This window comes from Aeromonas sp. L_1B5_3 (genome assembly GCF_963866575.1).
Lineage (GTDB): Bacteria > Pseudomonadota > Gammaproteobacteria > Enterobacterales > Aeromonadaceae > Aeromonas > Aeromonas jandaei.
The window spans coordinates 73,577-96,062 of the sequence record NZ_CAWMDN010000117.1; the positions used below are offsets into that span (position 1 = coordinate 73,577).

23 protein-coding genes are annotated in these 22,486 nt (G+C 58.4%); 10 read left to right on the plus strand and 13 right to left on the minus strand.

The window, feature by feature from the left end; translation table 11 throughout:
• The first annotated feature begins 44 nt into the window (after positions 1–44).
• The 8 genes from AACR93_RS13265 to AACR93_RS13300 all read left to right on the plus strand — a co-directional run bounded on the left by AACR93_RS13265 (position 45) and on the right by AACR93_RS13300 (position 9,743).
• Positions 45–287, plus strand: coding sequence for a DUF1656 domain-containing protein (locus tag AACR93_RS13265; RefSeq protein ID WP_033113020.1), 243 nt, complete (start codon positions 45–47; stop codon positions 285–287).
• Entirely contained in the window at positions 280–1,146 is an 867-nt protein-coding gene (locus AACR93_RS13270; protein ID WP_043849649.1) for an efflux RND transporter periplasmic adaptor subunit, read from the plus strand. Before AACR93_RS13265 ends, AACR93_RS13270 begins: the two co-directional genes overlap by 8 nt.
• 1 nt (position 1,147) lies before the next feature.
• Positions 1,148–3,157 (plus strand): FUSC family protein, encoded by a 2,010-nt coding sequence (locus AACR93_RS13275; RefSeq protein WP_043849650.1) that lies wholly within the window; start codon positions 1,148–1,150, stop codon positions 3,155–3,157.
• A 115-nt stretch (positions 3,158–3,272) separates the two neighbouring features.
• Positions 3,273–5,183 carry a DNA topoisomerase IV subunit B gene (gene parE / locus AACR93_RS13280; protein ID WP_042032652.1) on the plus strand — a complete coding sequence of 637 codons (1,911 nt, stop codon included), beginning with the start codon at positions 3,273–3,275 and terminating at the stop codon, positions 5,181–5,183.
• A 76-nt stretch (positions 5,184–5,259) separates the two neighbouring features.
• Positions 5,260–5,571, plus strand: a complete 312-nt coding sequence (locus AACR93_RS13285; RefSeq protein ID WP_043849651.1) for an antibiotic biosynthesis monooxygenase family protein — start codon at positions 5,260–5,262, stop codon at positions 5,569–5,571.
• 63 nt (positions 5,572–5,634) lie between these two features.
• Positions 5,635–7,920 (plus strand): DNA topoisomerase IV subunit A, encoded by a 2,286-nt coding sequence (gene parC, locus AACR93_RS13290; RefSeq protein WP_043849652.1) that lies wholly within the window; start codon positions 5,635–5,637, stop codon positions 7,918–7,920.
• Positions 7,921–7,968: 48 nt separating this feature from the next.
• Positions 7,969–8,817 (plus strand): GIY-YIG nuclease family protein, encoded by an 849-nt coding sequence (locus tag AACR93_RS13295; protein WP_197077923.1) that lies wholly within the window; start codon positions 7,969–7,971, stop codon positions 8,815–8,817.
• Positions 8,818–9,182: 365 nt separating this feature from the next.
• Positions 9,183–9,743 carry a hypothetical protein gene (locus AACR93_RS13300; protein ID WP_156152863.1) on the plus strand — a complete coding sequence of 187 codons (561 nt, stop codon included), beginning with the start codon at positions 9,183–9,185 and terminating at the stop codon, positions 9,741–9,743.
• 513 nt (positions 9,744–10,256) lie between these two features.
• Here the strand turns inward: AACR93_RS13300 and AACR93_RS13305 are convergent.
• The 3 genes from AACR93_RS13305 to AACR93_RS13315 all read right to left on the minus strand — a co-directional run bounded on the left by AACR93_RS13305 (position 10,257) and on the right by AACR93_RS13315 (position 12,261).
• Positions 10,257–10,832, minus strand: coding sequence for a disulfide bond formation protein B (locus AACR93_RS13305; protein ID WP_043849654.1), 576 nt, complete (start codon positions 10,830–10,832; stop codon positions 10,257–10,259).
• A gap of 9 nt (positions 10,833–10,841) precedes the next feature.
• Complete coding sequence (locus AACR93_RS13310) at positions 10,842–11,000, minus strand: DUF5993 family protein (RefSeq protein WP_005343116.1); 159 nt, start codon at positions 10,998–11,000, stop codon at positions 10,842–10,844.
• A gap of 337 nt (positions 11,001–11,337) precedes the next feature.
• On the minus strand, positions 11,338–12,261 hold the full coding sequence (locus AACR93_RS13315) for a LysR family transcriptional regulator (RefSeq protein ID WP_043849655.1): 924 nt from the start codon (positions 12,259–12,261) through the stop codon (positions 11,338–11,340).
• A 154-nt stretch (positions 12,262–12,415) separates the two neighbouring features.
• Between AACR93_RS13315 and AACR93_RS13320 the strand changes: the two genes are divergently transcribed.
• Complete coding sequence (locus AACR93_RS13320; protein ID WP_043849656.1) at positions 12,416–12,838, plus strand: ester cyclase; 423 nt, start codon at positions 12,416–12,418, stop codon at positions 12,836–12,838.
• 172 nt (positions 12,839–13,010) lie between these two features.
• Here AACR93_RS13320 and AACR93_RS13325 read toward each other — a convergent pair whose 3' ends face one another.
• The 8 genes from AACR93_RS13325 to AACR93_RS13360 all read right to left on the minus strand — a co-directional run bounded on the left by AACR93_RS13325 (position 13,011) and on the right by AACR93_RS13360 (position 20,194).
• Positions 13,011–14,498 (minus strand): peptide MFS transporter, encoded by a 1,488-nt coding sequence (locus AACR93_RS13325; protein ID WP_231556874.1) that lies wholly within the window; start codon positions 14,496–14,498, stop codon positions 13,011–13,013.
• 501 nt (positions 14,499–14,999) lie between these two features.
• Positions 15,000–15,440, minus strand: a complete 441-nt coding sequence (locus tag AACR93_RS13330; RefSeq protein WP_156152864.1) for a hypothetical protein — start codon at positions 15,438–15,440, stop codon at positions 15,000–15,002.
• A gap of 301 nt (positions 15,441–15,741) precedes the next feature.
• Complete coding sequence (gene atcC / locus AACR93_RS13335; protein WP_043849658.1) at positions 15,742–16,644, minus strand: cold adaptation protein AtcC; 903 nt, start codon at positions 16,642–16,644, stop codon at positions 15,742–15,744.
• 11 nt (positions 16,645–16,655) lie between these two features.
• Positions 16,656–17,423, minus strand: coding sequence for a cold adaptation protein AtcB (gene atcB / locus AACR93_RS13340; protein WP_005335887.1), 768 nt, complete (start codon positions 17,421–17,423; stop codon positions 16,656–16,658).
• Between the two features lie 12 nt (positions 17,424–17,435).
• Complete coding sequence (gene atcA, locus AACR93_RS13345) at positions 17,436–17,978, minus strand: cold adaptation protein AtcA (protein ID WP_043849659.1); 543 nt, start codon at positions 17,976–17,978, stop codon at positions 17,436–17,438.
• Between the two features lie 23 nt (positions 17,979–18,001).
• A complete protein-coding gene (atcJ, locus tag AACR93_RS13350) occupies positions 18,002–18,286 on the minus strand; it encodes a cold adaptation protein ActJcold adaptation protein ActJ (RefSeq protein ID WP_005343121.1) in 285 nt (94 codons plus the stop codon).
• A 280-nt stretch (positions 18,287–18,566) separates the two neighbouring features.
• Positions 18,567–19,319: an SDR family NAD(P)-dependent oxidoreductase gene (locus AACR93_RS13355; RefSeq protein ID WP_043849660.1), complete on the minus strand. Its 753-nt coding sequence runs from the start codon at positions 19,317–19,319 to the stop codon at positions 18,567–18,569.
• Positions 19,316–20,194: an NAD(P)-dependent oxidoreductase gene (locus AACR93_RS13360; protein WP_043849661.1), complete on the minus strand. Its 879-nt coding sequence runs from the start codon at positions 20,192–20,194 to the stop codon at positions 19,316–19,318. Before AACR93_RS13360 ends, AACR93_RS13355 begins: the two co-directional genes overlap by 4 nt.
• Positions 20,195–20,324: 130 nt before the next feature.
• Here AACR93_RS13360 and AACR93_RS13365 point away from each other — a divergent pair, with 130 nt between their 5' ends.
• Positions 20,325–21,149 (plus strand): LysR family transcriptional regulator, encoded by an 825-nt coding sequence (locus AACR93_RS13365; RefSeq protein ID WP_043849662.1) that lies wholly within the window; start codon positions 20,325–20,327, stop codon positions 21,147–21,149.
• A 77-nt stretch (positions 21,150–21,226) separates the two neighbouring features.
• Here AACR93_RS13365 and AACR93_RS13370 read toward each other — a convergent pair whose 3' ends face one another.
• Positions 21,227–21,742, minus strand: coding sequence for a protein disulfide oxidoreductase (locus AACR93_RS13370; RefSeq protein ID WP_043849663.1), 516 nt, complete (start codon positions 21,740–21,742; stop codon positions 21,227–21,229).
• Between the two features lie 3 nt (positions 21,743–21,745).
• Positions 21,746–22,486 (minus strand): DsbA family protein, encoded by a 741-nt coding sequence (locus AACR93_RS13375; RefSeq protein WP_043849664.1) that lies wholly within the window; start codon positions 22,484–22,486, stop codon positions 21,746–21,748.

Genomic DNA, 22,486 nt, shown 5'->3' on the forward strand with positions numbered 1-22,486 from the left:
TGCCTCGCCCGGGGCAGGGGATGGCCGAACTCTTCTGAACTTCACTGCCAACAGGGAGCACGTTTGTGACAACTCCTTCTGCGCTGCCGGATCTGGTACTGGGCGCCTCTCTCTACTTTCCGCCGCTGTTCAAGGCGGTGCTGCTCGGCCTGCTCTGCTGGTTGCCGGTGCACCATCTGCTGCGCGACTGGCTCTATGGCGGGGATGTCTGGCACCCCTTGCTGATGGATCTCTCCCTCTTTATCCTCGCCGTCAGCGGCGCTCTATGGATGCTGTTACATGGCTAAATCACCTCTCGCGACCCTCAAATACTTCTCCACCCTGCTGGTCTGTGCGCTGGCGCTGGCGGCGGGCTGGTGGCTGTGGAACTACTACATGCAGGGGCCCTGGACCCGGGATGGCAAGGTGCGCGCCGAGCTGGTCAGCATTACCCCCGAGGTGTCGGGCAAGATCATCAAGATCGCGGTGAAGGACAACCAGTTGGTGAAGGCGGGGGAGGAGATCTTTACGCTCGACCCCGAGCCCTACCGGATCGCCCTCGATAATGCCCGGGCGGCGCTGGCCAAGGCGAAATCGGATCTCGACAAGGCCGAGCATGAGGCGAACCGACGCAGCGGCCTGTCGCGCAGCGTCATCTCCGCCGAGACGATGGACGAAGCGCGCCTCAATGCCCAGGCGATGCAGGCGGCCTATCAGGTGGCACAGGCCAATCTGGAGAAGGCGGAGTGGTCGCTGGCCAAGACCCGGGTGCATGCGGCGAGCGATGGCTACATCACCAACCTGCAGACCCGGGTCGGCAACTATGCCAGCGCCGGCGTGCCGCTGGTGGCGCTGGTGGATACTCACTCCTTCTATGTGCAGGGTTACTTTGAAGAGACCAAGCTTGGCCACATAGCGCCGGGCAAACCGGCCGAAGTGGTGCTCTACAGCGGTGAGCAGCGGTTGCGCGGCGAGGTGGAGAGCATAGGGCGCGCCATCCACGATCAGAGCGTCGATGGCGGCAAAGGTCTGCTGATCGACGTCAAACCCAACGTGCCCTGGGTGCGGCTGGCCCAGCGGGTGCCGGTGCGGATCAAGCTGCTGGATGTGCCGGCGGACGTGACGCTGATCGCCGGCACCACCTGCACCATCACCATTGGCGAGTAGGGTGAGCGAGTCGTTCTGGTTGCGCACCCCCTGGGGGAAGGCGACAGGGGGGCAGTGGCGTTATGCCCTGCGCAATGCCCTGGCCATGTGCCTGTCGCTCTGGCTGGCCTTCGTGCTGCAGCTCGACTCCCCCTATTGGGCGATGAGCTCGGCCGCGGTGGTGAGTTTTCCCACCGTGGGCGGGGTGATCAGCAAGAGTCTGGGGCGGGTGGTTGGCAGCCTGATGGGGGCGATGGCGGCGGTGGTGATCACCGGTCTTGGCATCAGCGATCCCTGGCTGTTCAGCTTCCTCATCGCCCTCTGGCTGGGCTTGTGCACCTACATCTCCAACCACTATCAGAACAACGTCTCCTACGCCTTTGCCCTCGGTGGTTATACGGCCGCCATCATCGCCTTCTCCTGCGTCAATGTGGCGGATCCCCACCATATCTTCGATATTGCCCAGGCGCGGGTGAGCGAGGTGATCATCGGCATCCTCTGCGGCGGTCTGATGATGATGATCCTGCCCAGCACCTCGGATAGCGAAACCCTGCTGGAATCCCTGCGCAAGAGCCAAGCTCGCCTGCTGGAGCATGCCCAGCTGCTCTGGCTGGGGGAGATGACGCCCGAGGTGCGCAGCTCCCACGAAGGGCTGATCGGCCAGATCCTCACCATGAACGTGCTGCGCATACAGGCGGTCTGGAGCCATCACCGGTTGCGGCGCCAGAACCGGCTGCTCAACTTCCTGCTCCATCGCCAGTTGCGGCTCATCAGCCTTATCTCCAGCCAGCGCCGCATGCTGCACAACTGGCCGGAACAACCGGAAGGCATTCAGGCGCTGCTTGCCACCCTGCTGATCGAGCTTGGCAAGCCGGGGTGCGACAAGTATCGGGTTGCGAGGTTGCTGGCTCCCCTGATGCCGACCGGCGAGCATGATTATCGGCTGCGCACCTTTTTGCTGCGGCTGCGCCACTTCTGCTGGAGCTATCTGGAGTGTCAGCGTTGGCTTGACCGGTTGTCCTGCTACGACGATCAGGAGTGGCCGGCGCCGCCCCGTCACACCTCTCTCACCAGCCATACCGACACGCTGGAGGCCGCCTACAACGGCGGGCGCACCTTCCTCTGCGTGCTGCTCGGTTGCACCTTCTGGATCAACAGTCAGTGGGATGCGGGCAGCTCGGCGCTCACCATGCTCTCCATCTGCTGCGTGCTCTACTCGGCGACCCCGGCCCCGGCTCAGGGGGCCAACACCATGCTCAGGGCGATCCTGCTGCTCAGCCTCATTTGCTTTGCGGTCAAGTTTGGCCTGATGATCCGCATCGACGACTTCTGGATCTTCTGCCTCTTGCTCTTTCCGGCGCTGCTCACCATGCAGCTCTGCAAACAGCAGCAGGTGCGGCAGGCGGGCCTCTGGGGCCAGATGATCGTGCTGCTCGGCTCGTTTCTCGCCATCACCAATCCGCCCAGCTACGACTATCAGCAGTTCATCAACAGCAGCCTCGCCCAGATGCTGGGGGTGATGAGCGCCGCGCTGGCGTTCCAGCTGCTGCGACCCAGCTCGGATCGGCGCAAGAGCCGCCGCCTCATCCGCTCCCTGCGCCGCCACTTCATGGATCAGCTGGAGCCGGCCCCGCGCCAGAGCGAGAGCCAGTTCGAGTCGCTGATCTACCACTGCATCAGTCAGCTCGGTCAGAGTCAGGATCAGACCGCCCGCCTCTGGGTGCTGCGCTGGGGCGTGGTGCTGCTCAACTGCAGCCATATCGTCTGGCAGCTGCGCCAGTGGCGCGGTGACGAGCACCCCCTCTATCTGGTGCGTGACAACTGTATCCGCAGCCTGAAGGGGATCCTCACCGAGCAGGGGGTGCAGCACGCCTCCCTCGACCGCACGCTGGCCGAGCTGCAGCGGATCAGTCAGGGGCTGGCCAACCATGGCGATGGTACGGCGCGAGAACTGGCAGGCATGGTGTGGCGGCTGCAAAGTTCGCTCTCCCAGCTGCAACAGGCGCTGCCGGGCCCCAGCGAGGGGAGCTGAAACAGCCTTGGGAGGGGCACAATCCCCTCCGGATCACCCTTTCCCGCAGCCAAGTTTGTCCAATACCCTCCCAACGAGTAAGATTCTCCCCAAACGTCAATTCGCAAGGCCCTCCATGTCTACTCAATACAATGCGGATGCCATTGAGGTCCTCAATGGCCTTGAACCGGTGCGTCGCCGCCCCGGCATGTATACCGACACCACCCGGCCCAATCACCTCGGCCAGGAGGTCATCGACAACAGCGTCGATGAAGCGCTGGCAGGTCACGCCCGCAATCTGGAGGTGATCCTGCATGAAGACCAGTCCCTCGAAGTGATCGACGACGGCCGCGGCATGCCGGTCGATATCCACCCGGAAGAGGGTGTCAGCGGGGTGGAGTTGATCCTCTGCAAGCTGCACGCGGGCGGCAAATTCTCCAACAAGAACTACCAGTTCTCGGGCGGTCTGCACGGGGTGGGTATTTCGGTCGTAAACGCCCTCTCTGATCGGGTCGAGGTGACGGTACGTCGCGACGGTCAGGTCTACGACATCGCCTTCGAGCGTGGCGAGAAGGTGCAGGAGCTGACCATCACCGGCACCTGCGGCCGTCGCAACACCGGCACCCGGGTGCGCTTCTGGCCGCAGGCGAGCTACTTTGATTCGCCCAAATTCTCGGTCACCAAGCTGGAGCACCTGCTCAAAGCCAAGGCGGTACTCTGCCCCGGCCTCACCATCAAGTTCCTCGACAAGAACACCGGCATCAAGCTGGAGTGGTGCTATGAAGATGGCCTCAAGGATTATCTGGTCGACGCGGTCAAGCAGTTCACCTGCCTGCCGGAGCAGCCCTTTATCGGCTCGTTCAGCTCCGAACAGTCGGCGGTAGACTGGGCGCTCTGCTGGTTGCCGGAAGGGGGCGAATGTCTCGCCGAATCCTATGTGAACCTCATCCCCACTGCGCAGGGCGGTACTCACGTCAACGGTCTGCGTCAGGGTTTGCTCGACGCCATGCGCGAGTTCTGCGAGTTCCGCAACCTGCTGCCGCGCGGGGTCAAGCTGACTCCGGAAGATATCTGGGATCGCTGCGCCTACATCCTCTCCATCAAGATGCAGGATCCGCAGTTCGCCGGTCAGACCAAGGAGCGCCTCTCCTCCCGCCAGAGCTCGGCGTTCGTCTCCGGCGTGGTGAAGGATGCCTTCAGCCTCTACCTCAACAGCAATACCGAGCTGGCGGAGCAGATCGCCGAGCTCTGTATCTCCAGCGCCCAGCGCCGGATGCGAGCCGCCAAGACGGTGGTGCGCAAGAAGATAACCCAGGGCCCGGCGCTGCCCGGCAAGCTGACCGACTGTGGTTGCGCCGACCCCATGCAGGGGGAGCTGTTCCTGGTGGAGGGTGACTCAGCGGGTGGCAGTGCCAAGCAGGCGCGGGATCGCGAGTTTCAGGCCATCATGCCGCTGCGCGGCAAGATCCTGAACACCTGGGAGGTGGAGGCTGGTCAGGTGCTCGCCTCGCAAGAAGTTCACGACATCTCGGTCGCCATCGGTCTTGACCCCGACTCCAACGACCTCAGTGGCCTGCGCTACGGCAAGGTGTGCATCCTCGCGGATGCGGACTCGGACGGTCTGCATATCGCCACCCTGCTCTGCGCCCTGTTCGTAAAACACTTCCGTGCGCTGGTGGAGAAGGGCCATGTGTATGTCGCCATGCCGCCGCTTTACCGGATCGATATCGGTAAAGAGGTCTACTACGCCCTCGACGAGGACGAGAAGAACGGTGTGCTGCAGCGGGTCGAAGCCGAGAAGAAGAAGGGCAAGGTGATGGTGACCCGATTCAAGGGCTTGGGTGAGATGAACCCGAAACAGCTGCGGGAAACCACCATGGATCCCAACACCCGCCGTCTGGTGCAGCTCACCATGGATCCGGCAGGGGAGAGTGAAGGGGATGCAGCTGACGAGACCCTGCAGCTGATGGACATGCTGCTGGCCAAGAAGCGGGCGAGCGATCGCCGCGAATGGCTCGAAGAGAAGGGCAACCTCGCCATCATCTAAGCCGGTCAAGTGCGTGACCTGAATGGCAGGAAGAGCCGTTAACTCTCGCGAGTGCGGCCATATACAAGGAGACAGGATGATAGCCAATACTCCCGAGCCCCCTTACTACGCAGTGATTTTTACTTCTCTGCGAACTGACGAGGATGCAGGTTACGGCGCGATGGCCGAACGGATGGTCGAGTTGGTTCAGCGACAGAGCGGCTTTCTTGGTATGGAGTCAGCGCGTGACGGAGTGGGTATCACGGTCTCCTACTGGCGCGATCTCGAGTCCATTCGCAATTGGAAGGCGGAGCTGGAGCACAAAGAGGCCCAGCGGCTCGGACGTGAGAAGTGGTATAGCGCCTTCAAGACACGCATTGCACGGGTAGAGCGCGATTACGGCCTGTAAGGTGCTCGCTCCTCGATTTTTTGCGGCCAAGGCCGCGACCCAAATAATGAAGAGAACTATCACATGAGTGATGCTATCGAGCTCAGTCTGGACGGGGTAGAGCGCCAGCCAATGCGCACCTTTACCGAACAGGCTTACTTGAACTACTCCATGTACGTCATCATGGATCGGGCCCTGCCGCATATCGGTGATGGCCTCAAACCGGTGCAGCGGCGCATCATCTACGCCATGAGCGAGCTGGGGCTGTCGGCGCTCTCCAAGCACAAGAAGTCCGCCCGTACCGTGGGTGACGTGCTGGGTAAGTACCACCCCCACGGCGACAGTGCCTGTTATGAAGCCATGGTGCTGATGGCCCAGCCCTTCTCCTACCGCTACCCGCTGGTGGACGGTCAGGGCAACTGGGGTGCGCCGGACGATCCCAAATCCTTCGCTGCCATGCGTTATACCGAGGCGCGGCTGTCGCGCTTCTCCGAGCTGCTGCTCTCCGAGCTGGGTCAGGGCACGGTGGAGTGGACGCCGAACTTCGACGGCACCATGAAGGAGCCGGTAGTGCTGCCCGCCCGTCTGCCGCACATCCTGCTCAACGGGGTGACCGGTATCGCGGTGGGGATGGCGACCGACATCCCGCCCCACAACGCGCGGGAAGTAGCCTACGCCTGTGCCGAGCTGCTCGACAACCCCAATGCGGGGCTGGATGTGTTGATGCAGCACATTCAGGGGCCGGACTACCCGACCAACGCCGAGATCATCACGCCGCGCGACGATATCCGCAAAATCTACGAGACCGGCAAGGGTTCCATCAAGCAGCGGGCGGTCTGGAGCGAGGAGGATGGCGACATCGTCATCACCGCGCTGCCTCATCAGGCCTCCGGCGCCAAGATTATGGAGCAGATCGCCGCCCAGATGGTGGCGAAAAAGCTGCCGATGGTCACCGATCTGCGCGATGAGTCTGACCACGAGAATCCAACCCGTCTGGTGATCGTGCCGCGCTCCAACCGGGTGGATGTAGAGGGGCTGATGGCCCACCTGTTCGCCACCACGGATCTGGAGAAGAACTACCGGGTCAACCTCAACATCCTCGGCCTCGACAACCGGCCGCAGGTGAAGTGCCTCAAGACCATCCTCAGCGAGTGGATCCAGTTCCGCCGCGAGACGGTGCGTCGCCGCCTGCAGTTCCGCCTCGACAAGGTGCTGGCTCGCCTGCACATCCTCGAAGGCTTGCTGATCGCCTACCTCAACATCGACGAGGTGATCGAGATCATCCGTACCGAGGATGAGCCGGGCAAGGTGATGGTGGAGCGCTTCAACATTACCGAGACCCAGGCCGAAGCGATCCTCGAGCTGAAGCTGCGCCATCTGGCCAAGCTCGAAGAGTTCAAGCTGCGTGCCGAACAGAACGAACTGGCCGAAGAGCGCGACAAGCTGGAGCTGATCCTGGGCTCCGAGCGTCGCCTCAACACCCTGCTCAAGAAAGAGCTGCTGGCCGATGCCGAGAAGTACGGCGACGATCGCCGCACACCGCTGGTGGAGCGGGCCACCGCCGTGGCGCTGACCGAGAAAGAGCTGGTGCCGAGCGAGCCGGTCACCGTCATCCTCTCCGACAAGGGGTGGGTGCGCGCCGCCAAGGGCCACGACGTGGATGTCGAGGGGCTCTCCTACAAGGCGGGGGACAACTACCTCACCCACGCCTTTGGCCGCAGCAACCAGCAGGCGGTGTTCCTGTCGAGCTTTGGCCGCACCTACTCGCTGGAGGCGCACACCCTGCCCTCCGCCCGCAGTCAGGGCGAACCGCTCACCGGCCGCTTTGCGCTGGGGGCCGGTGAAGAGGTACGTCATCTGGTGATGGGCAACGAAGGCGAGCCGTATCTGATCGCCAGCGACGCCGGTTACGGCTTTGTCTGCACCTATGACGACCTCATCGGTAAGAACAAGAACGGCAAGGCGCTGCTTACCGTGCCGGAAGGGGGTCTGGTGATGGCACCCCAGAAGATTGGCTCGCCAGAGACCGATCTCTGCATGGCTATCTCCAACGAGGGGCGGATGCTGCTGTTCCCGATGAACACCCTGCCGGTGCTCGGCAAGGGCAAGGGCAACAAGCTGATCAGCATCCCCTCTGCTCGCGTCAAGGCGCGGGAGGAGTTTGTGGTGATGGCCGCCGTTATCCCGCAGGGGCAGTCGGTCACCCTGTTTGCCGGCAAGCGCAAGCTGACCCTCAAACCCTCTGATCTCGACTACTACCGCGGCGAGCGCGGCCGCCGTGGCGCCAAGTTGCCCCGCGGTTTGCAGCGCGTCGATCGTATCGAGATTGAAGCGTTATTGCCAGATAGTTCAGATATAACTAACAGCTAATTAATAATGAAGGCCCTTGTCGAAAGCAAGGGCCTTTCAGGAGGTGTCTTGAACAAGTTAACAATAAAAAGCATATTGAATATCTATGGTGTTGCTGTGGATTCATTATGTCTGGTCAGACATGGCAATAAAGAAATTCAAGTGGTTGATGTATATAAAGATAACCCTGAGAAATTTAATGTTTATTCTTGTTGGCAGGCTCCTGGGAAATTTGGTGACTCTAGATATGTTGCTATGTTTGCACCTGGCCGGGGGACGTCAGCAATTTTTTTAGGCGTTTGGGAAGTCTGTGGGATAACGCTTAATAAAGATCTTAATGATTCTGACATTGACACATTGATGCATTTTCTACCAGAGATGAAGGATTGGGTAAAGAACCATGATCGCTATCATTTAAAAGAGTTTGAACCCACGAAGGAACTTTCATTACGACTCATTATTGAGTGGGGTGGGGCGACTGTTGCATGGGTTCAACGAAAGGATAAAAATGTACTTGAAATAAAGCCCGCTGATTGTATTGATGAGTTTGTGTCATACGATGCCATTAGAGTTAATTATCTTGACTTAAAGCGGGTTATAAATAATAAAAAATCCAACCCTTCATGGTTTAATGCGTTATCTACAGTAAATGGAATATATTTAATAAAGGATTTGAGCACAGGAAAACAATATGTAGGGTCTGCATATGGTGAAAATGGTATATGGGGGAGATGGAAGTCTTATACTGAGTCTGGTCATGGTGGAAATCTACAGTTAAAGGAGTTGGACCCTCTTAACTTTGAATTTTCCATTTTGGAAATATTAACCTTTACTATGTCACCAGAAAACGTCATTGCACGAGAAAATCGTTGGAAAGAATGTTTGGGTACTCGGCAGTTTGGTTTGAATTGTAATTAAAGCCTCGGTGGCAATTGTTTAATAAATGGCCGTGGGTTTGATTAGCGCAGCGTAATCAGACGTTCGCGAAAACCGGTTGCCGATATTCTATCGGCAATTAATCTGCTCTCTATGCCGATCTCCACCGAGCTTATTGTATCGTGCCTGAAAAAGCGACATGTACAAAAAATCAGTATGGACGTAATCTTGTTGGTTAATCATAATTAGATAACTTTATAGTGTGGTATCTGGAAATTACACATGCACTATAGAAATAATCAACCGCGGATTCATAACAATTGGTTCAAGTCGTTCAATCCGCCCACTCGGGACCAGCTAAAGCCGGCCCCTTAACCAAACTATATGTTTTCAAAGGCACAAACTGAATGAACGCAAATTTCGATAAAATCATTGAAAAAATAAATAGTGGCAAGCTCACGCGTAAGGAGCTTGAAAATTTGCGTAAAAATGCAATAGCAAAGGGTGGTGCTAATGTTGTTGTATCAGCCTGCGAATCAATGTTGGCAATACTTCCAAGACCACGCAGTGGTGGTAGTAAACCATCGTCTGAGGTTGCTGAAAAACGCAGTGGTTATAATATAATGTCATCTGCGCTAGACTCTAGCGGCAATCTAATCAAGCCAGAGCTAATTGAGGTCGCCGAAGAATTGGCAACCTACAATCTTGTAACTGATATTTCAGTATTAAAAACACAAATAAAATTATATTACAAAGGCCGTCATTTCACGGCAGGTTGTAAGCCTAATAAATCAGTTTTCTGGATCTCGTGTCTAGACGAAACGAAGATATCAGACCAGTCCATAGAGTGCTGGAAAAAACTAGGTAATATTGTTGGCGGTACATACTTTGCTACTCGCTATGTAACCATTGAAGTTAATGAGCTACATAAGCTTCATACAGCATTTGAATGCGTGGCATTTACATGATTTGTAGGGCCGTAGGTTTGATTAGCAAAGCGTAATCAGATGTTTGCGAAAGCAGGTTGCCGTAATTCTGCTGGTGCTCCAGCTGATCTCTTCTCTATGTCCATCGCCACCGGGATTGCGGTGCGGACGATTACGCTTCGCTAATCGACCCTACCTCTCTCTGTTTTCTTTAACGTTCTGCTGCTTGTCGATGGTTTGCCCCCCCCATCCCCGACCCTTCTCCCGCAAGGGGAGAAGGGAGCGCCGCTCGTAGCAAAATCGGATGGCGGTGACATAAGCGGCTGGTGATGCGTGGCTTAGAAGAAGGCAGCTAGAGCACTAGGCAGGTTCGATACAGTCCCCTCTCCCCTTGGGAGAGGGTCAGGGTGAGGGGAGCTAACCGTAGGGTGCAATGAAATTGCACCGCTATTGAATCCGCGAGGTTGCCGCTGCAACGGGCCGGGTTTATTGCACCTTTCACCAATATAAGGCGGCAATAAAAGGTGGCGGACTGGGCGCCACCTTGGGGGGTGATTAACGCAGGCTCAGCAGGTCGTAGACGACGGGATTATCGGCGCACTGTCCCGCGCCGCACTCCAGCACGGTAGAGATCAGGTTTGCCGCAATCAGCAAGACAAACAGCAGGGAGGCGATACGCCCCCAGCGCGCCAGATCCAGCTTGGGCAGCGCAATAGCGAGCCCGTCCCGCACCATCAATATCAGGGCGACAGCCAGGATGATCAGCAGGGCGCTGACCAGCGACCAGCTATAAAAGTGCAGCCCGAGAAAGGTGGAACCATAGCCGGGATCGCCGGGCAGAATATGCAGCAGCACCTGCCGGGCGCCGATCATGGCGGTGGTCAGGGCGCCGATAATCACGATGCCATAGTGGGCCCCTTTTGCGCCAAATTGCAGGTTGAACATAAAGCCGAAACCGGCGACGACCAGGCCGACCCGCTGCAATAAACACAGGGGGCAGGGGAGTTCGGCCAGATAGAGCTGGTAATAGAAGGCGACGATCAGGGTCAGGCAGATGCCCGCCAGCCCCAGCGTATCGAGCAGCTGGGGCAGATCACTCTTCGCGGCGGTGGCAGAGGTCGAAAGGCTCATGGCGGGCTCCTAGAACGAGAGGGTGAGCGGGTCGGTCACATGGTGCATAAAGGAGAGCAGGGTCACCACCAGCAACAGAGCCCAGAGCAGATAAGAGGCGCCACGCTTGTTCAGCAAGATGCTGATCCCCGTTATCAGCGCCAGCAGGAAGGGTAAAAACATATACATCTCGTCTCTCCTTATCGTGGTGAGTCTGGCTCACAAGGCTTTGAGTATATGGCGGGCGGCATAGGGCGACTCCGATAACTGCGGTCGCTATATGGCTCCGACTTCACTCATCCTACCCCTGTCGGCGGGAAATACCTACCGGGCGGCTGACGCTGTGCCGATTCCCCTTACCCCCCGATCTGCGCGATTGTTTCATCAGTGCGACAGTAAAAAATAGATGGGGTGTTTTGGTGCAAAAATAACCATAGGCGTCGCACCGCCAGCCAGAAACGAACCCGCCATCTCGCCAAAAGCAGAGGCCCCGCCATCCATGATTGCGGGGCCATTTTCGAGACGATCAGCAGGCGCTGACGTTGCGCCAGCGCTGCTCATAATTGAACTGTTGAAACTCCTCCTTGATAAATTCGATAAACACTCTGGTTTTGGACGGAATAAAGTTTCTGTTTGCATAGGCCATGCCGATGGAGAGATCGGGCAGTGTCCAGTCGGTGAGTACAGGTTTAAGACGCTGACTGCGTAATTCGTCATAAATGGCATAAACGGGCTGTGCCAGGATCCCCATGCCGTTTTTGGCATTGGCGAGCAGGATCTGGGCGTCGTTGGACTCAATGGTGGGAGTGGTTGGCACCCGTAATTTTATCGAGCCCTTCATCATGGTCAGCTCTCCGGGATTGTGATAGCTGTAGAGCAACAGTTGGTGTTTTTTCAGATCGTGTGGCGTTTCCGGTTCGCCATAATGCTCAATATATTCCGGAGAGGCCGCCAGAATACGTGGTGCAGTGGCCAGAGGTTGAATAATAAGGCTGGAGTCCGGCTCAGACTCTCTTGAGCGAATACTGATATCGATATTGTTTTCGATAATATCAAGATAGCGATTATTGGCAATCAACTCGACCTGAATGCCGGGATATTTCGCCATGAATTTCGGTATCAAGGGGGAGATGACATTCAGCATCAGTGACAGCGAAGCCGTCAATTTCAAGACCCCGGTTGGCATTCCCGTTTTGATACTGACTTCATCGATGGCTTCTCGCATCTCATTCAGCGCTGTTTTGCAGCGGGCATAGAAGTGCTCACCGATTTCAGTGACAAACAGGCGCCGGGTCGTTCGCTCGACGAGCCGTGCATTGAGTCGCTGCTCCAGTGCGGCCAGATGCCTGCTGGCTGCAGGGTTGGACAAGCCCAGTGCATCTGCGGCCTTGCTGAGACTCCCCAATTCGACCACTTGCACAAAGACTTCATATTCAGTCCATCTATCCATGGATTTTTCCTGATTTTATAAAAGAGATTTCCTGTTATTGCATTTATCATCTCCTGCCGGATTTGTACTATGGCCCCGTCTGGCAGTAACAGATATTCCATGCATCATATTTTCTAGTTAAATTGGATGTCAATTAATAAAACGGGAGTCGCCTGTGAGCAATAACGTCGATACAGTCATTAATTACTTTAAATATTGCGTAGATGGCAAGGATGTTGAACGGGTGAGTGAATATTTCTCGGAAGATCTTTGTATATTCAGACCTGACTGCGCAGAGCCTATTACCACCCTTGAGCAATTTAAAAAGTCATTGTCAGCCTGTGTGGTCGACCGTTATGAGTCTATTGAAACCACCTTTCAGAAAATAATGAGCTCGGAAGACGAGGTATTCGTTGCATTGACCCACGTAGCCAAAGGCTCAAATACCTGGAAAGGATTCGATGTTACTGGCAAGGATGTGACCTGGAGTGCCTTGACCTATTTCAGATTCAACGCCGAGGGCAAGGTGGTGGAGGAGATTGTCGAACGCAACGAGCTGGCCATGGCCAAGCAGCTGGGGATCGTTGACTTCGCCTGAAACAGGGGTGGCTGCTGATTTCAGGTCTGAACTATCAGAGGAAAGCCAAGGCAGTGCTACGGCTCGGTCTATTGCCTGACGGTCAGTAAAAGAGGGCCCCGCAACCGGAGTTGCGGGGCCCTTGTTCTTGCCTGTTGATCACGCCGCCATTATTGCAGGCGGTGCAAGCCCATCAGACGGGGATAGCTGTCGCCGCCGGTTGCGGGGTGATTTTCGAGGCGATCAGCAGGCGCAGGCGGGGCACCAGCAACAGCAGGACGATCCCGCCCGCCATCGAGCCCCAGCCCAGCATGTTGAACACCGAGCTGTAACCCGGATTGGTGGCCACCGGAGAGCTGCCGATATTCTGCGGCATGGCGCTGGAGACATAGCCCGCCAGCACGGAGGCAACGCCGGTCACCATCATCCAGCAGCCCATCAGCAGACCTTGCAGGCTGGCGGGGGCCAGCTTGCCAATCATGGCGTAACCGATGGGGGAGATAAGCAGCTCGCCAAAACTCTGCAGCACATAGCTGATGGCGATCCACTTGAAGGCGACCAGCCCGTCGGCCCCCGCCAGATGGATGCCGAGCGGCAACACCAGCATGCCGAGCCCCATGCCGAACAGGGAGGCGGCAAACTGGGAGGGGATGTCGATATTCCACCCCTGTTCGCGCAGTCGCTTGAACAGCAGCGCCATCAGCGGGCCACCGATGACGATGACGAGGGTGTTGATGTTCTGGATCCACTGGGGGGCGACCCGCAGCCCGAACACGTTGAGGTTGATGTTGTGCTCGGAGAAGAGCATCAGCCCCATGGGCGCCAGCTGGTAGAGCGACCAGAAGATGAGGGAGCCAAGGGCGAGGATCAGGTAGGCCACCATGCGGCTGCGCTCGGCGGCGTCCGGGTGGCGGGCTGTCATTACGCAGAGCAGCACCAGCACCACGGCCCCCAGGATCAGCACGAAGCTGCCGCTGAAGCTGGCGTGGGTCAGCAGCAGGCGCAGCGCCGGCACCAGCATGGCCAGAATGGCGATCCCGGCCAGCATGCGGCGGTAGAAGCCGCTCCCTTTAACGTGGCGCAGCGGGGTGCTGATATCCGCCAGAATCGGCCAGCAGGCGAAGGTGGCGATGATGGCGATGATGTTGCCCAGCGTCGCAAACAGGAACAGGGTGCGGTAATCCTCGGTGAGCTGGAAGTAGCCCGCCACCGTGAAGCCGATAAAGAAGCCCAGATTCATCCCGGCGTAGTTCCACAGGAAGGCGCTCTCGCGGCGGTGATCATCCGGGGCGAAGCGCTGGGTCAGCATCATGTTGAGACAGGTGACGTTGAGGCCGCTGCCGGTGAGGAACATGGCGAGCCCCCAGTAGAGGCCGGTGATCCCCATCTCGGCGATGAAGTAGCAGCCGATCACCTGCAGCACCATCCCCATCACGAACAGGTTGCGGTTGCTGAGGTAGCGCCCGCCGAGATAACCGCCAAACAGGTGCAGGCCATAGTTGAAGGCACCGAAGACCCCCATCATGGCGTTGGCCTGGGATTCACTGAAGCCGAGCCGCTTGGTGGCGTAGAGCACCAGCGTGGAGTAGAGCACGGCAAACCCCAGGGTCGAGAAGGTCTGGATAAAGAACAGCGCCCCGGAGCCGGGGGGAATGGTGAGGTGTTGATTCGAAGCGCTCACGGTCTGTCTCCTGTGAGAGAAGAAAGTCATAACTCGTCCTGAGAGCGTACCGGTCTGCTGCCGGCTAGCCTTATGCGCTTCCATGCTGGTCTGAAGGCCGGTCTGTCATTTAGCGGCCAGCTCGATCAAATTGCCATACCTTAAATTTAATCTGAGGTGATTAATTGCTTTTTATTGATCTATTCCGCCTTTTTATGCGTGTTTTGGGCGTCATTAGCACCCGAGCGTCCACGTCGTTACCATAGGAGAAATGTGATCTGGTCGATCATTTAGTGCCTGTTTCGGCTTTTTAATGCGATTTGCGTCCCGTTTTTCACCCCGTTACGCAGCTGAACCCCGGCTGTTGCGTCGTTGGTCGTTTATTCGCCATAAGCATTGAGTGAATAAATATCGGGAGAGAAGGAGTGAAATGAGGAGCGGTGAAAGGCATGATGGATTGGTATCCCGACTCCACAGCGTTAAGGCAATGGAGTCGGACCATTGTATAGATTATTGATTGCTTTATTGTGGTGCCAATTTTGAAAGCGCTGATTTATCAAGACCCTTCTCGAGGCCAGACATTGCTTTCTGTACTTCGGGGCTTGAGAATAGCTCGGTTGCGGCAACCTGTCCCAGTAATTGGAAACTGGTCGTAATTGTTGCGGTTCCTTCATAAGCGAGAGCTTTTGATGCCTGTTCTCGGCATGTCTTTGTTAATATTTTTGTAAATAGCTTGCCCGTTGTTTCGTTTGCATTATCCAGCTCTTTTTGTGACACGTTTGCGATAGATTTCACTGCCGGGTGTGCCGCTGCGGAGGCAAACATCCATCGAACAAGGGATGTGCGATCATTTTTTGTGGTTGATTCTATGAGGCATTTTGCCAAATCATCGCCATAGGGACCTGCGTTTACACCGTGTGATAAGAAGAGGCTAATTGCTATAACAACATATTTTATTTTCATAATAACCCTCATATAAACGTTAGTTGAAAATAGATGTGTAAATTAACTTTGATTCAGCATTGGTAGACAATGCCACCTATGTTATAGAAATGAGAAAAGGAATTAAATAACTCCTCATCTTGTTTTTTAAATATTTATAGATGTTATGTGTAGATTAGAAAAATCGAGGCTATTAAATTTTTTACATGACCAGCCGTTATGATTCGCCCAGTATTTTCGGTATCACACTGAGCAGCAGATATAACAACGCCCGGCGGGCCGGGCGTTGTGGTGTGACTGGATGGACGACGACAATGCGCCGTTAGAAGTCGTGGTAGAGCGGCCAGCCGAGCAGCGGGTGCTTGAGACCGGCGCGCATCTCGATGTTGTCGAGCTTCTCCGGCGAGGCATTCTCTTTTTGCAGCAGCTGGTACTGGCGCACAAAGCCGAGGGTGTGCAGCAGGTTGGGCACAAAGCCCGGGCTCAGCTCCTGACGCAGGGCGGCGGCCATGTCGGCGGGCAGCGCGCTTAGCATCAGGGCGAGCTGGGCGGCGAGGTAGTCGGTGTCATACCAGCCCTCGTCGAGCTCAATCTCCCGCGCCAGTTTGCGCTTGAGATCCTGCTTCACCTTGAGCGGGGCGGCGCCACTGCCCTTGCCACAGAGGATGCGGTAGAGCAGCGCTTCGGCCAGCTTGTCCTCCATGGTGGGGTGATCGCTCTCGCAGGCGAAGAAGTGCTGGTCGATGAGCTCCATCAGGCGGCTCTTGTTGTGCTCGGTCAGCGCCTTCTCGTACTCCTGCCACCCTTGCCACTCCTCCACATCGGGCGGGCTCGAGATCTTGTCCAAGAGCCGCGCATCCACATCACCGTAGAGGCTGTTGCCAGCCTGCTTGGGGCTGACGGTGATGAGCATCGACCAGCCCTTCTGGAACGGCTTGATGGGGCCTTCCGGCGCCTGCAGCAGCGCCAGTGCCTTGGCCGGATCCCGCGCCGAGAGCTCCTGCAGGCCGAGGCTCACCACGCCGATGACGTCGTGGGCGGCCTGCTCCAGCAGGTGCATCTTGTACTTGTTGTAGTATTTGTCGGCGAATTTGAGGCTCATCAGCACCGCCTTGCCCTTGATGGCGGCCAGCTGTTGTTCGGTCAAACGTTCATTGTCGCGGCCAAAGCGCAGCACCTGGGTCAGAAAGGGGCCCTGGTTGGCATCGCGAATGACTAACTGCATGAATGGGCTCCTTAATCCAGAAAGCTGAACATGTCGTCGACGTCGCCGTACTCGTCTTCCTCGACCTTGTTCTTCTCTTTGGCCTGCATCACCAGCTCGGCGGCAAACTTGTTGATGATGCCGTCCCAGGTGGAGTGCTCGTTGCGCAGCAGCGCCTTGATGGCTTTCTCCACCTCGGGGGCCAGCTCGCGAATGAGCATCAAGAGGCTGCGCGGGTCATCCAGCGCGTAGTCGTGGACATCCTCGCTCTGCTGGCGCTCGCTGTAGCGCAGGGACTCTTCGAGATCTTCCTCTTCGGCGTGCAGCACGTCGCGATACCCTTCGTCCTCTTCATAGCGATCGCCGCGATAGAACTCGATAAAGGGGATGGCAAGGTAGAAGAGACCGGCCGGGTCTTCGGCCACGCACTCGAGGATCTCGCGCTGCTTGGCTTCGCTATCCTGGGTGCGGATCAGGTAGTTGAGGAAGTCGAAGGTGTGCTGTTGCAGCTCGTCGGCGTTGTTCTTGATCGCCTCTTCCCAGTAGAGCGGCTGCTGGCAGACGATGTCACGGATCCGCTCCGGGGTCATCAGCTCGGAGATGATGGAGGGGAAGGAGATATCGTGCTGGCCGTTAATCTGGGTCAGGGTAACAATATCAATGTTTTCAATCACTTCTGCCAGCTGGTCGTCAGACATGGTCTTGGCGATCAGCTCGAACTTCTCGCTGGCCTGCTTCGGCTCGATAACGGCCAGCTCTTTGATCTCGATGGCGGTAATTTCTATCAGACTGTTGCTCATGCCTTGCCCCAATTAGAAACGGACTTCGTCGTACATATCCTGATCGCCGTCGTCATCACCATAGCGGTCACTGCCACCATGGTAGTCGGCGTCGGCATCTTCCCCGTCTTCATCTTCTTCGTCGCGTAGCTCATACTCGTCATCACTGCGGTGGCTGCCGCGCGGCAGCGGGTTATCGAGCAGGAACAGCACGGCGCAGGCTTCCATCAGCTGATCTTCGCTCTGGGCCCGCACCGCCTTGACCAGCGGCAGGGCAGCGTTGTTGAAGCCTACGCTCACCTTGAACTCGTCCCAGCTAGGCTGCTCGCCGCTGGCGAGCCACTTGTTCCACTGCGACTTGGCCTTGGCCGGGAACTGCACCCGGCCATAGAGGGCCAGCGGCAGATACTCGGGCATAAACTCCAGCATGCTCATGTCGGCCAGCAGCAGGCTCTTCATCTGGTCGGTGAACTGTTCCAGCCCCTTGGGGTCGTCCTGATCCCGGTAGGATTCGATGTTTTCGCTGGCATCGCTTTGCAGCGACTTGAGCCGCGCCTGGTCCCATCTCTTTTGCATAGTTGCTCTTTCTGCCTGCTGTTTCAGGGGTAGAACTGATCCCACATCTCCTGCATGGCGGAGGCGGGGTCGGTCACGATGACGTTGTTGAAATCCTTGATAAAGGCGGCCCGCTGTTTCGGATCGGACAGCACTTCATAGGCCTGCTTTACCTGGTGCAGCTTGATGGCTGCCTGCTCTTTCTCTTCTTCACTGGCCCCGTGCAGCTTGTCGGGGTGGTACTGGTTAGACAGCCGACGATAGGCTTTCTTGATGTCGTTTTCGCTGGCGTTGGACTTGACGCCCAGCACCCGAAAGTAGTTGTTCATGGCAGATCCTGCATCACTGGCATCATAGGATTCACGCTGCGAGTGCCTGATGGTGGGGATTGGCAAACCAGGCACGGCAAAAACCCGTCATTTTAACGGAAACAGTCCGCCAACGCGATGAGTTGGGCGATCAATTAACGGGCTAGATGAAGAGGGGTCAGTTGAGTGCCTATTGTTGCCAGTCGGTCTGGCCAGTGCAAGGGCGGCGGGGCAAAAGCGATGAAAAAACGGGCAGAAAAGGAGCGGGCGGCAGGCCGGGGCGAGGCTGCCGCCGCAGGGGTTACTCCTCCCAGAAGGAGGCGGAGGTGTGGTAGATCATCTTCTTGCTCATCCCGCCATCGACCACCAGATTGGCACCGTTGATAAAGTCGTTGCGAGGATCCGCCAGAAAGAGGCAGGCGCGGGTGATGTCGTCGGGGCGCCCGACCCGGCCACTCGGGTGCTGGCGATGATCCGCCTCGGTCAGGGTGTGGTAATCCTCCGCCTGGATCCAGCCCGGACTGATGGCATTGACCGTGACGGGATAGTCGGCCAGCGAGTTGGCGAGGGACTGGGTGATAGCGACCAGCGCCCCCTTGGAGGCGCCGTAGGCATCCCAACCCGGTTCGTTCTGCTGCCAGCGGGTGGAGGCAATATTGATGATGCGGCCATAGGACAACCCGCGGTTGGCCTGCACAAAGGCGCGGGCGCAGAGCATGGCGCCGCGCACATTGACCATCATCACCTGATCGAACTGGGCTGCGCTCAGATCCTCGAAGCGGGTGTGGAACTTGCTGATGGCGCCGTTGTTGATCAGCAGATGGATGCCGCCGTGCTGCGCGCGCACCTCGGCAAAGAGACGCGTGATAGCCTGCTCGTCCCGCAGATCGAGCGGATGAAAGTGGATTTCGGGATGGTCGAAAGCGTGAGGGGCCAGATCGGTGGCGATCACCCGATAACCCGCCTCGGCCAGCCCGATGCAGAGCTGGCGGCCAATCCCGCCAGCGGCGCCGGTGACCAGCGCAATTTGGGGTTGGTTGGTCAGCTCGTTCATTGTGCCGCTCCATTGCGTGCCCGCAGCACCTTGATGAGGGCCGACACCTCCTGCTGACCAAACCCTTGCGCCACCCCTTCCTCAAACAGATCGGCGGCAAAACGCGGGAAGCGGCTGTCGATCCCGGCATCGGTGGCATGACCGGCGAGGCGGCTGATGGCGGCGCTCCAGGTTTTCAGGCTGGCGTAGGGGTGATCGAAATCGCCGCTCACCAGCGTCTTGCCAAGGTGGGCCACATCGCCACCGAGAATGGGGGAGAGCTCGCTGAACTGGGCGCACACCTTGGCCACCGGTAGCCCTTCCGCCTCGCAGATCAGCGCGCCGTGCAGGGCTCCGAGCAGACCACCGGCAAAGTAGGCGGCGACGGCGCAATCTTGCGCCGCGGCGGCGCCCACCGCCTCGGCCACATGGTTGAGGGTAGGGGCGAGCAGGCGCAGCACCGGCTCGGCGTCGCTAAAGGCGGTGCTGGCCCCCGAGCAGATGATGCTGGCGTCAGTGGTGCCGATCTGATCCGGGAAGCAGAGAATGGCGCCATCGAGATAACGGGCGCCGCGGGCGTGGCTCCAGCTCTCCAGCGCTCTGGCCCCCTGCGGGCTGCCGGTGGAGAGCTGCACCAGCAGCTTGCCCGCCACCGCATCGCTCGCCTCATCCAGCAACTGCTGGCTGACGGCGTAGTTATCGACGCAGACAAGGGTGATATCACTTGCTGCGATGGCTGCGCCAACCGAGGGGGCGAGTGTCGCACCCAGCGCTTGCAGCGGGGCCGCCTTGGCGGCGCTGCGATTCCAGACGGTGACCGGATGGCCCGCCTTGAGCAAGGTGGTGGCGAGGGCGGAGCCCATTGCCCCGAGGCCGATGACAGAGAGATGGCGCATGATGGCTCCTGACGGTGTTGATAGACACTGATATAGGGAATTGAGATGCCTTGTGGCAGGTAAACCACTATATTTGCCCCGTGTCGCCGTGAAAAATGGCTTTTATGACTGTCTGGTATAGGTGAATTCTATGGATGTGCGAACCCTGCGTGCGTTTGTGGCTGTCTTCGAGGAGCGCAACATCACGGCGGCGGCCACCCGCCTCTTCATTACCCAGCCCACCCTCTCCACCACTATCAAGACGCTGGAGGATGAGCTGGGGGTGACCCTGTTTATGCGGCAGGCGCGCGGGGTGGAGGGGACCGAAGCGGCGCACCGGCTCTATCCCCGCGCCAAGCGGTTGATCGCCGATACCGACTCCCTCGCCCGCGAGTTTCGTGAAACCTCCCCCTGTTTGGAGGTGACGGTGGGGATTGAGGCGGATCTGGGTGATGGCGTGGTGGGGGCGCTGGTGCAAGGGGCGCTCGCCCACGAGGAGATCCTGCTGACCCTGGAGGAGGGCTGCTGTGGCGATGTACGGCTGGGGTGCGAATCCCTGCGTTGTGGCGACGAGCTCTTTATCCCCCTGCTGGAGGAGGAGTTCGTGCTGGTGCTACCGCCGGATCACCCGCTGGCAGGGAAGGGGGCGCTCACCCCGGCAGCGTTGGCGGATGAACCCTGGGTCACCTGCCCGCGCCACGACTCCCACCTGCGGCTGATCGCCATTCTCGGTAATCAGGCGCCCCCCTATCCACGGCGGGCGGGGTCGCTGCGACTGGCGGCTACCATGGTGGCCGCCGGGGCGGGGATCGCCTGGTTGCCCCGTTCGCTTTGTCCGCCCGGCTGTACAGTCGCCGAGCTGGCGGCCTCTTCCTTCAAGCGGCGGGTGGGGCTCTGCTACGCCCCCGATGCGTTGCGCTCGATGGCGGTAACTGCCGTGCTGGAGCAGGTACGCGGGATGCAGCTCCCCGCCTGATGTCGGGATAAAAATGTCAGACATAAAAAAGGGCCATCCGGTGGGATGACCCTGTTGCAGGCAATGATGTTGCGTGGCTAGAGCGACGCCCACCAGAGCCGCAGCAGCAGGCCCCACTTCGAACTCCAGCCGGTGGTGCTGCTCACAAGCGTCCCATCCTTGATGACGAGGAAAGTCGGGGTGACGCCCACCTGCCACTGGGTAGCCAGCGCTCCCGACTCGTCATTGTGGGTCGGGAAGGTGAGCCCCTTCTTGCTCATCCCCTTGCCTAACTGCTCGGAATTGCCGGAGCGCAGCGCCACCGTCAGCACGTTTTCCCCCTCCTGCCAGAGCTGTTGCACGGCCGGGGTGGTGAAACGGCACACCCCGCACCAGCTGGCCCAGTAGTAGACCAGCAGCGGCTTGCCGCGGCTCAGGGTGGCCAGATCCGTACTGGTGCCATCCTGCAGGGTGACGGGGGCGCTCATCGCCCCCTCCGGCAGGGTCGGGCTGCGCCACAGATCGAGCAGGGTCGAGATGACCAGTGCCAGCAACAGTAGCCAGAGCGCCTCCTTGCCCCAGCGTCGCCAGCGGGGTTGAGGGTTGGTGGTCATCCCTTACCCCAGCTTGGCCAGTTCGGCCTTCACCAGCTGCTCCAGCTCCTCATAGGGAACGGCGCCCGGCACCAGCTGGTTGCCAATCAGGGTCGCCGGTGTGCCTTGCACACCCAGAATGGTGCCGATGCGCAGGCTGTTGCGCAGCTCTTCGGTCGCCTTGGGCGCGGGCTTGAGCGCCACGTTGCCGGTGGCGGCCAGCGCTTTGTTGATATCCGCCTCGGTCAGCATCCCCTGCTTGCTCATCAGCTTGTCATGCAGGGCGAGGAAGCGGGTCGGATCCTGCTGCCACAGGGTCAGACTGTACTGGGCTGCCTTGGCAGAACTCTGCCCTTTGAACGGCAGCAGCTTGATCACCAGCCCCAGATCGTCCGGATAGGCTTTGAGCAGCTTGGTCAGCCGGGGATCGAACTGCTTGCAGTAGGCGCAGTTGTAGTCGGTGAACAGCACCAGCGTCAGCTTGGGGTTTCTGGCGCCGAGGCGCGGGCTGGTGGCGCTGTTGAACAGCACATCCTTGTTGCCCTTGATGAAGTTGCCAAGCTGCGCCTCCTGGGCTGCCGCGTTCTGCTTCTCCCAGGAGTCGGCCGCCTCGTCGAGGATCTTGGGGTTGGCGATCAGGGTCTCGCGGATCAGCTCCTTGATGCGGGCCTCCTGCTCCGGGGTGAAGGGGGCGGCGTGCAGTGCCGGGGTCGTCAGCGAGCCGGCAAACAGGGCGGTGAACAGGGCGATGGAGCGCAGGTTCAT

Coding starts and splice junctions, on each gene's coding strand:
- atcB (WP_005335887.1), bottom strand. CDS start 17,423: ATGAGCAACAGTCTGATAGAAATTACCGCCATCGAGATCAAAGAGCTG.
- AACR93_RS13365 (WP_043849662.1), top strand. CDS start 20,325: ATGGATGTGCGAACCCTGCGTGCGTTTGTGGCTGTCTTCGAGGAGCGC.
- AACR93_RS13370 (WP_043849663.1), bottom strand. CDS start 21,742: ATGACCACCAACCCTCAACCCCGCTGGCGACGCTGGGGCAAGGAGGCG.
- atcA (WP_043849659.1), bottom strand. CDS start 17,978: ATGCAAAAGAGATGGGACCAGGCGCGGCTCAAGTCGCTGCAAAGCGAT.
- parC (WP_043849652.1), top strand. CDS start 5,635: ATGAGTGATGCTATCGAGCTCAGTCTGGACGGGGTAGAGCGCCAGCCA.
- AACR93_RS13375 (WP_043849664.1), bottom strand. CDS start 22,486: ATGAACCTGCGCTCCATCGCCCTGTTCACCGCCCTGTTTGCCGGCTCG.
- AACR93_RS13270 (WP_043849649.1), top strand. CDS start 280: ATGGCTAAATCACCTCTCGCGACCCTCAAATACTTCTCCACCCTGCTG.
- AACR93_RS13285 (WP_043849651.1), top strand. CDS start 5,260: ATGATAGCCAATACTCCCGAGCCCCCTTACTACGCAGTGATTTTTACT.
- AACR93_RS13305 (WP_043849654.1), bottom strand. CDS start 10,832: ATGAGCCTTTCGACCTCTGCCACCGCCGCGAAGAGTGATCTGCCCCAG.
- AACR93_RS13355 (WP_043849660.1), bottom strand. CDS start 19,319: ATGAACGAGCTGACCAACCAACCCCAAATTGCGCTGGTCACCGGCGCC.
- AACR93_RS13310 (WP_005343116.1), bottom strand. CDS start 11,000: ATGTATATGTTTTTACCCTTCCTGCTGGCGCTGATAACGGGGATCAGC.
- parE (WP_042032652.1), top strand. CDS start 3,273: ATGTCTACTCAATACAATGCGGATGCCATTGAGGTCCTCAATGGCCTT.
- AACR93_RS13360 (WP_043849661.1), bottom strand. CDS start 20,194: ATGCGCCATCTCTCTGTCATCGGCCTCGGGGCAATGGGCTCCGCCCTC.
- AACR93_RS13300 (WP_156152863.1), top strand. CDS start 9,183: ATGAACGCAAATTTCGATAAAATCATTGAAAAAATAAATAGTGGCAAG.
- AACR93_RS13330 (WP_156152864.1), bottom strand. CDS start 15,440: ATGAAAATAAAATATGTTGTTATAGCAATTAGCCTCTTCTTATCACAC.
- atcC (WP_043849658.1), bottom strand. CDS start 16,644: ATGCAGTTAGTCATTCGCGATGCCAACCAGGGCCCCTTTCTGACCCAG.
- atcJ (WP_005343121.1), bottom strand. CDS start 18,286: ATGAACAACTACTTTCGGGTGCTGGGCGTCAAGTCCAACGCCAGCGAA.
- AACR93_RS13315 (WP_043849655.1), bottom strand. CDS start 12,261: ATGGATAGATGGACTGAATATGAAGTCTTTGTGCAAGTGGTCGAATTG.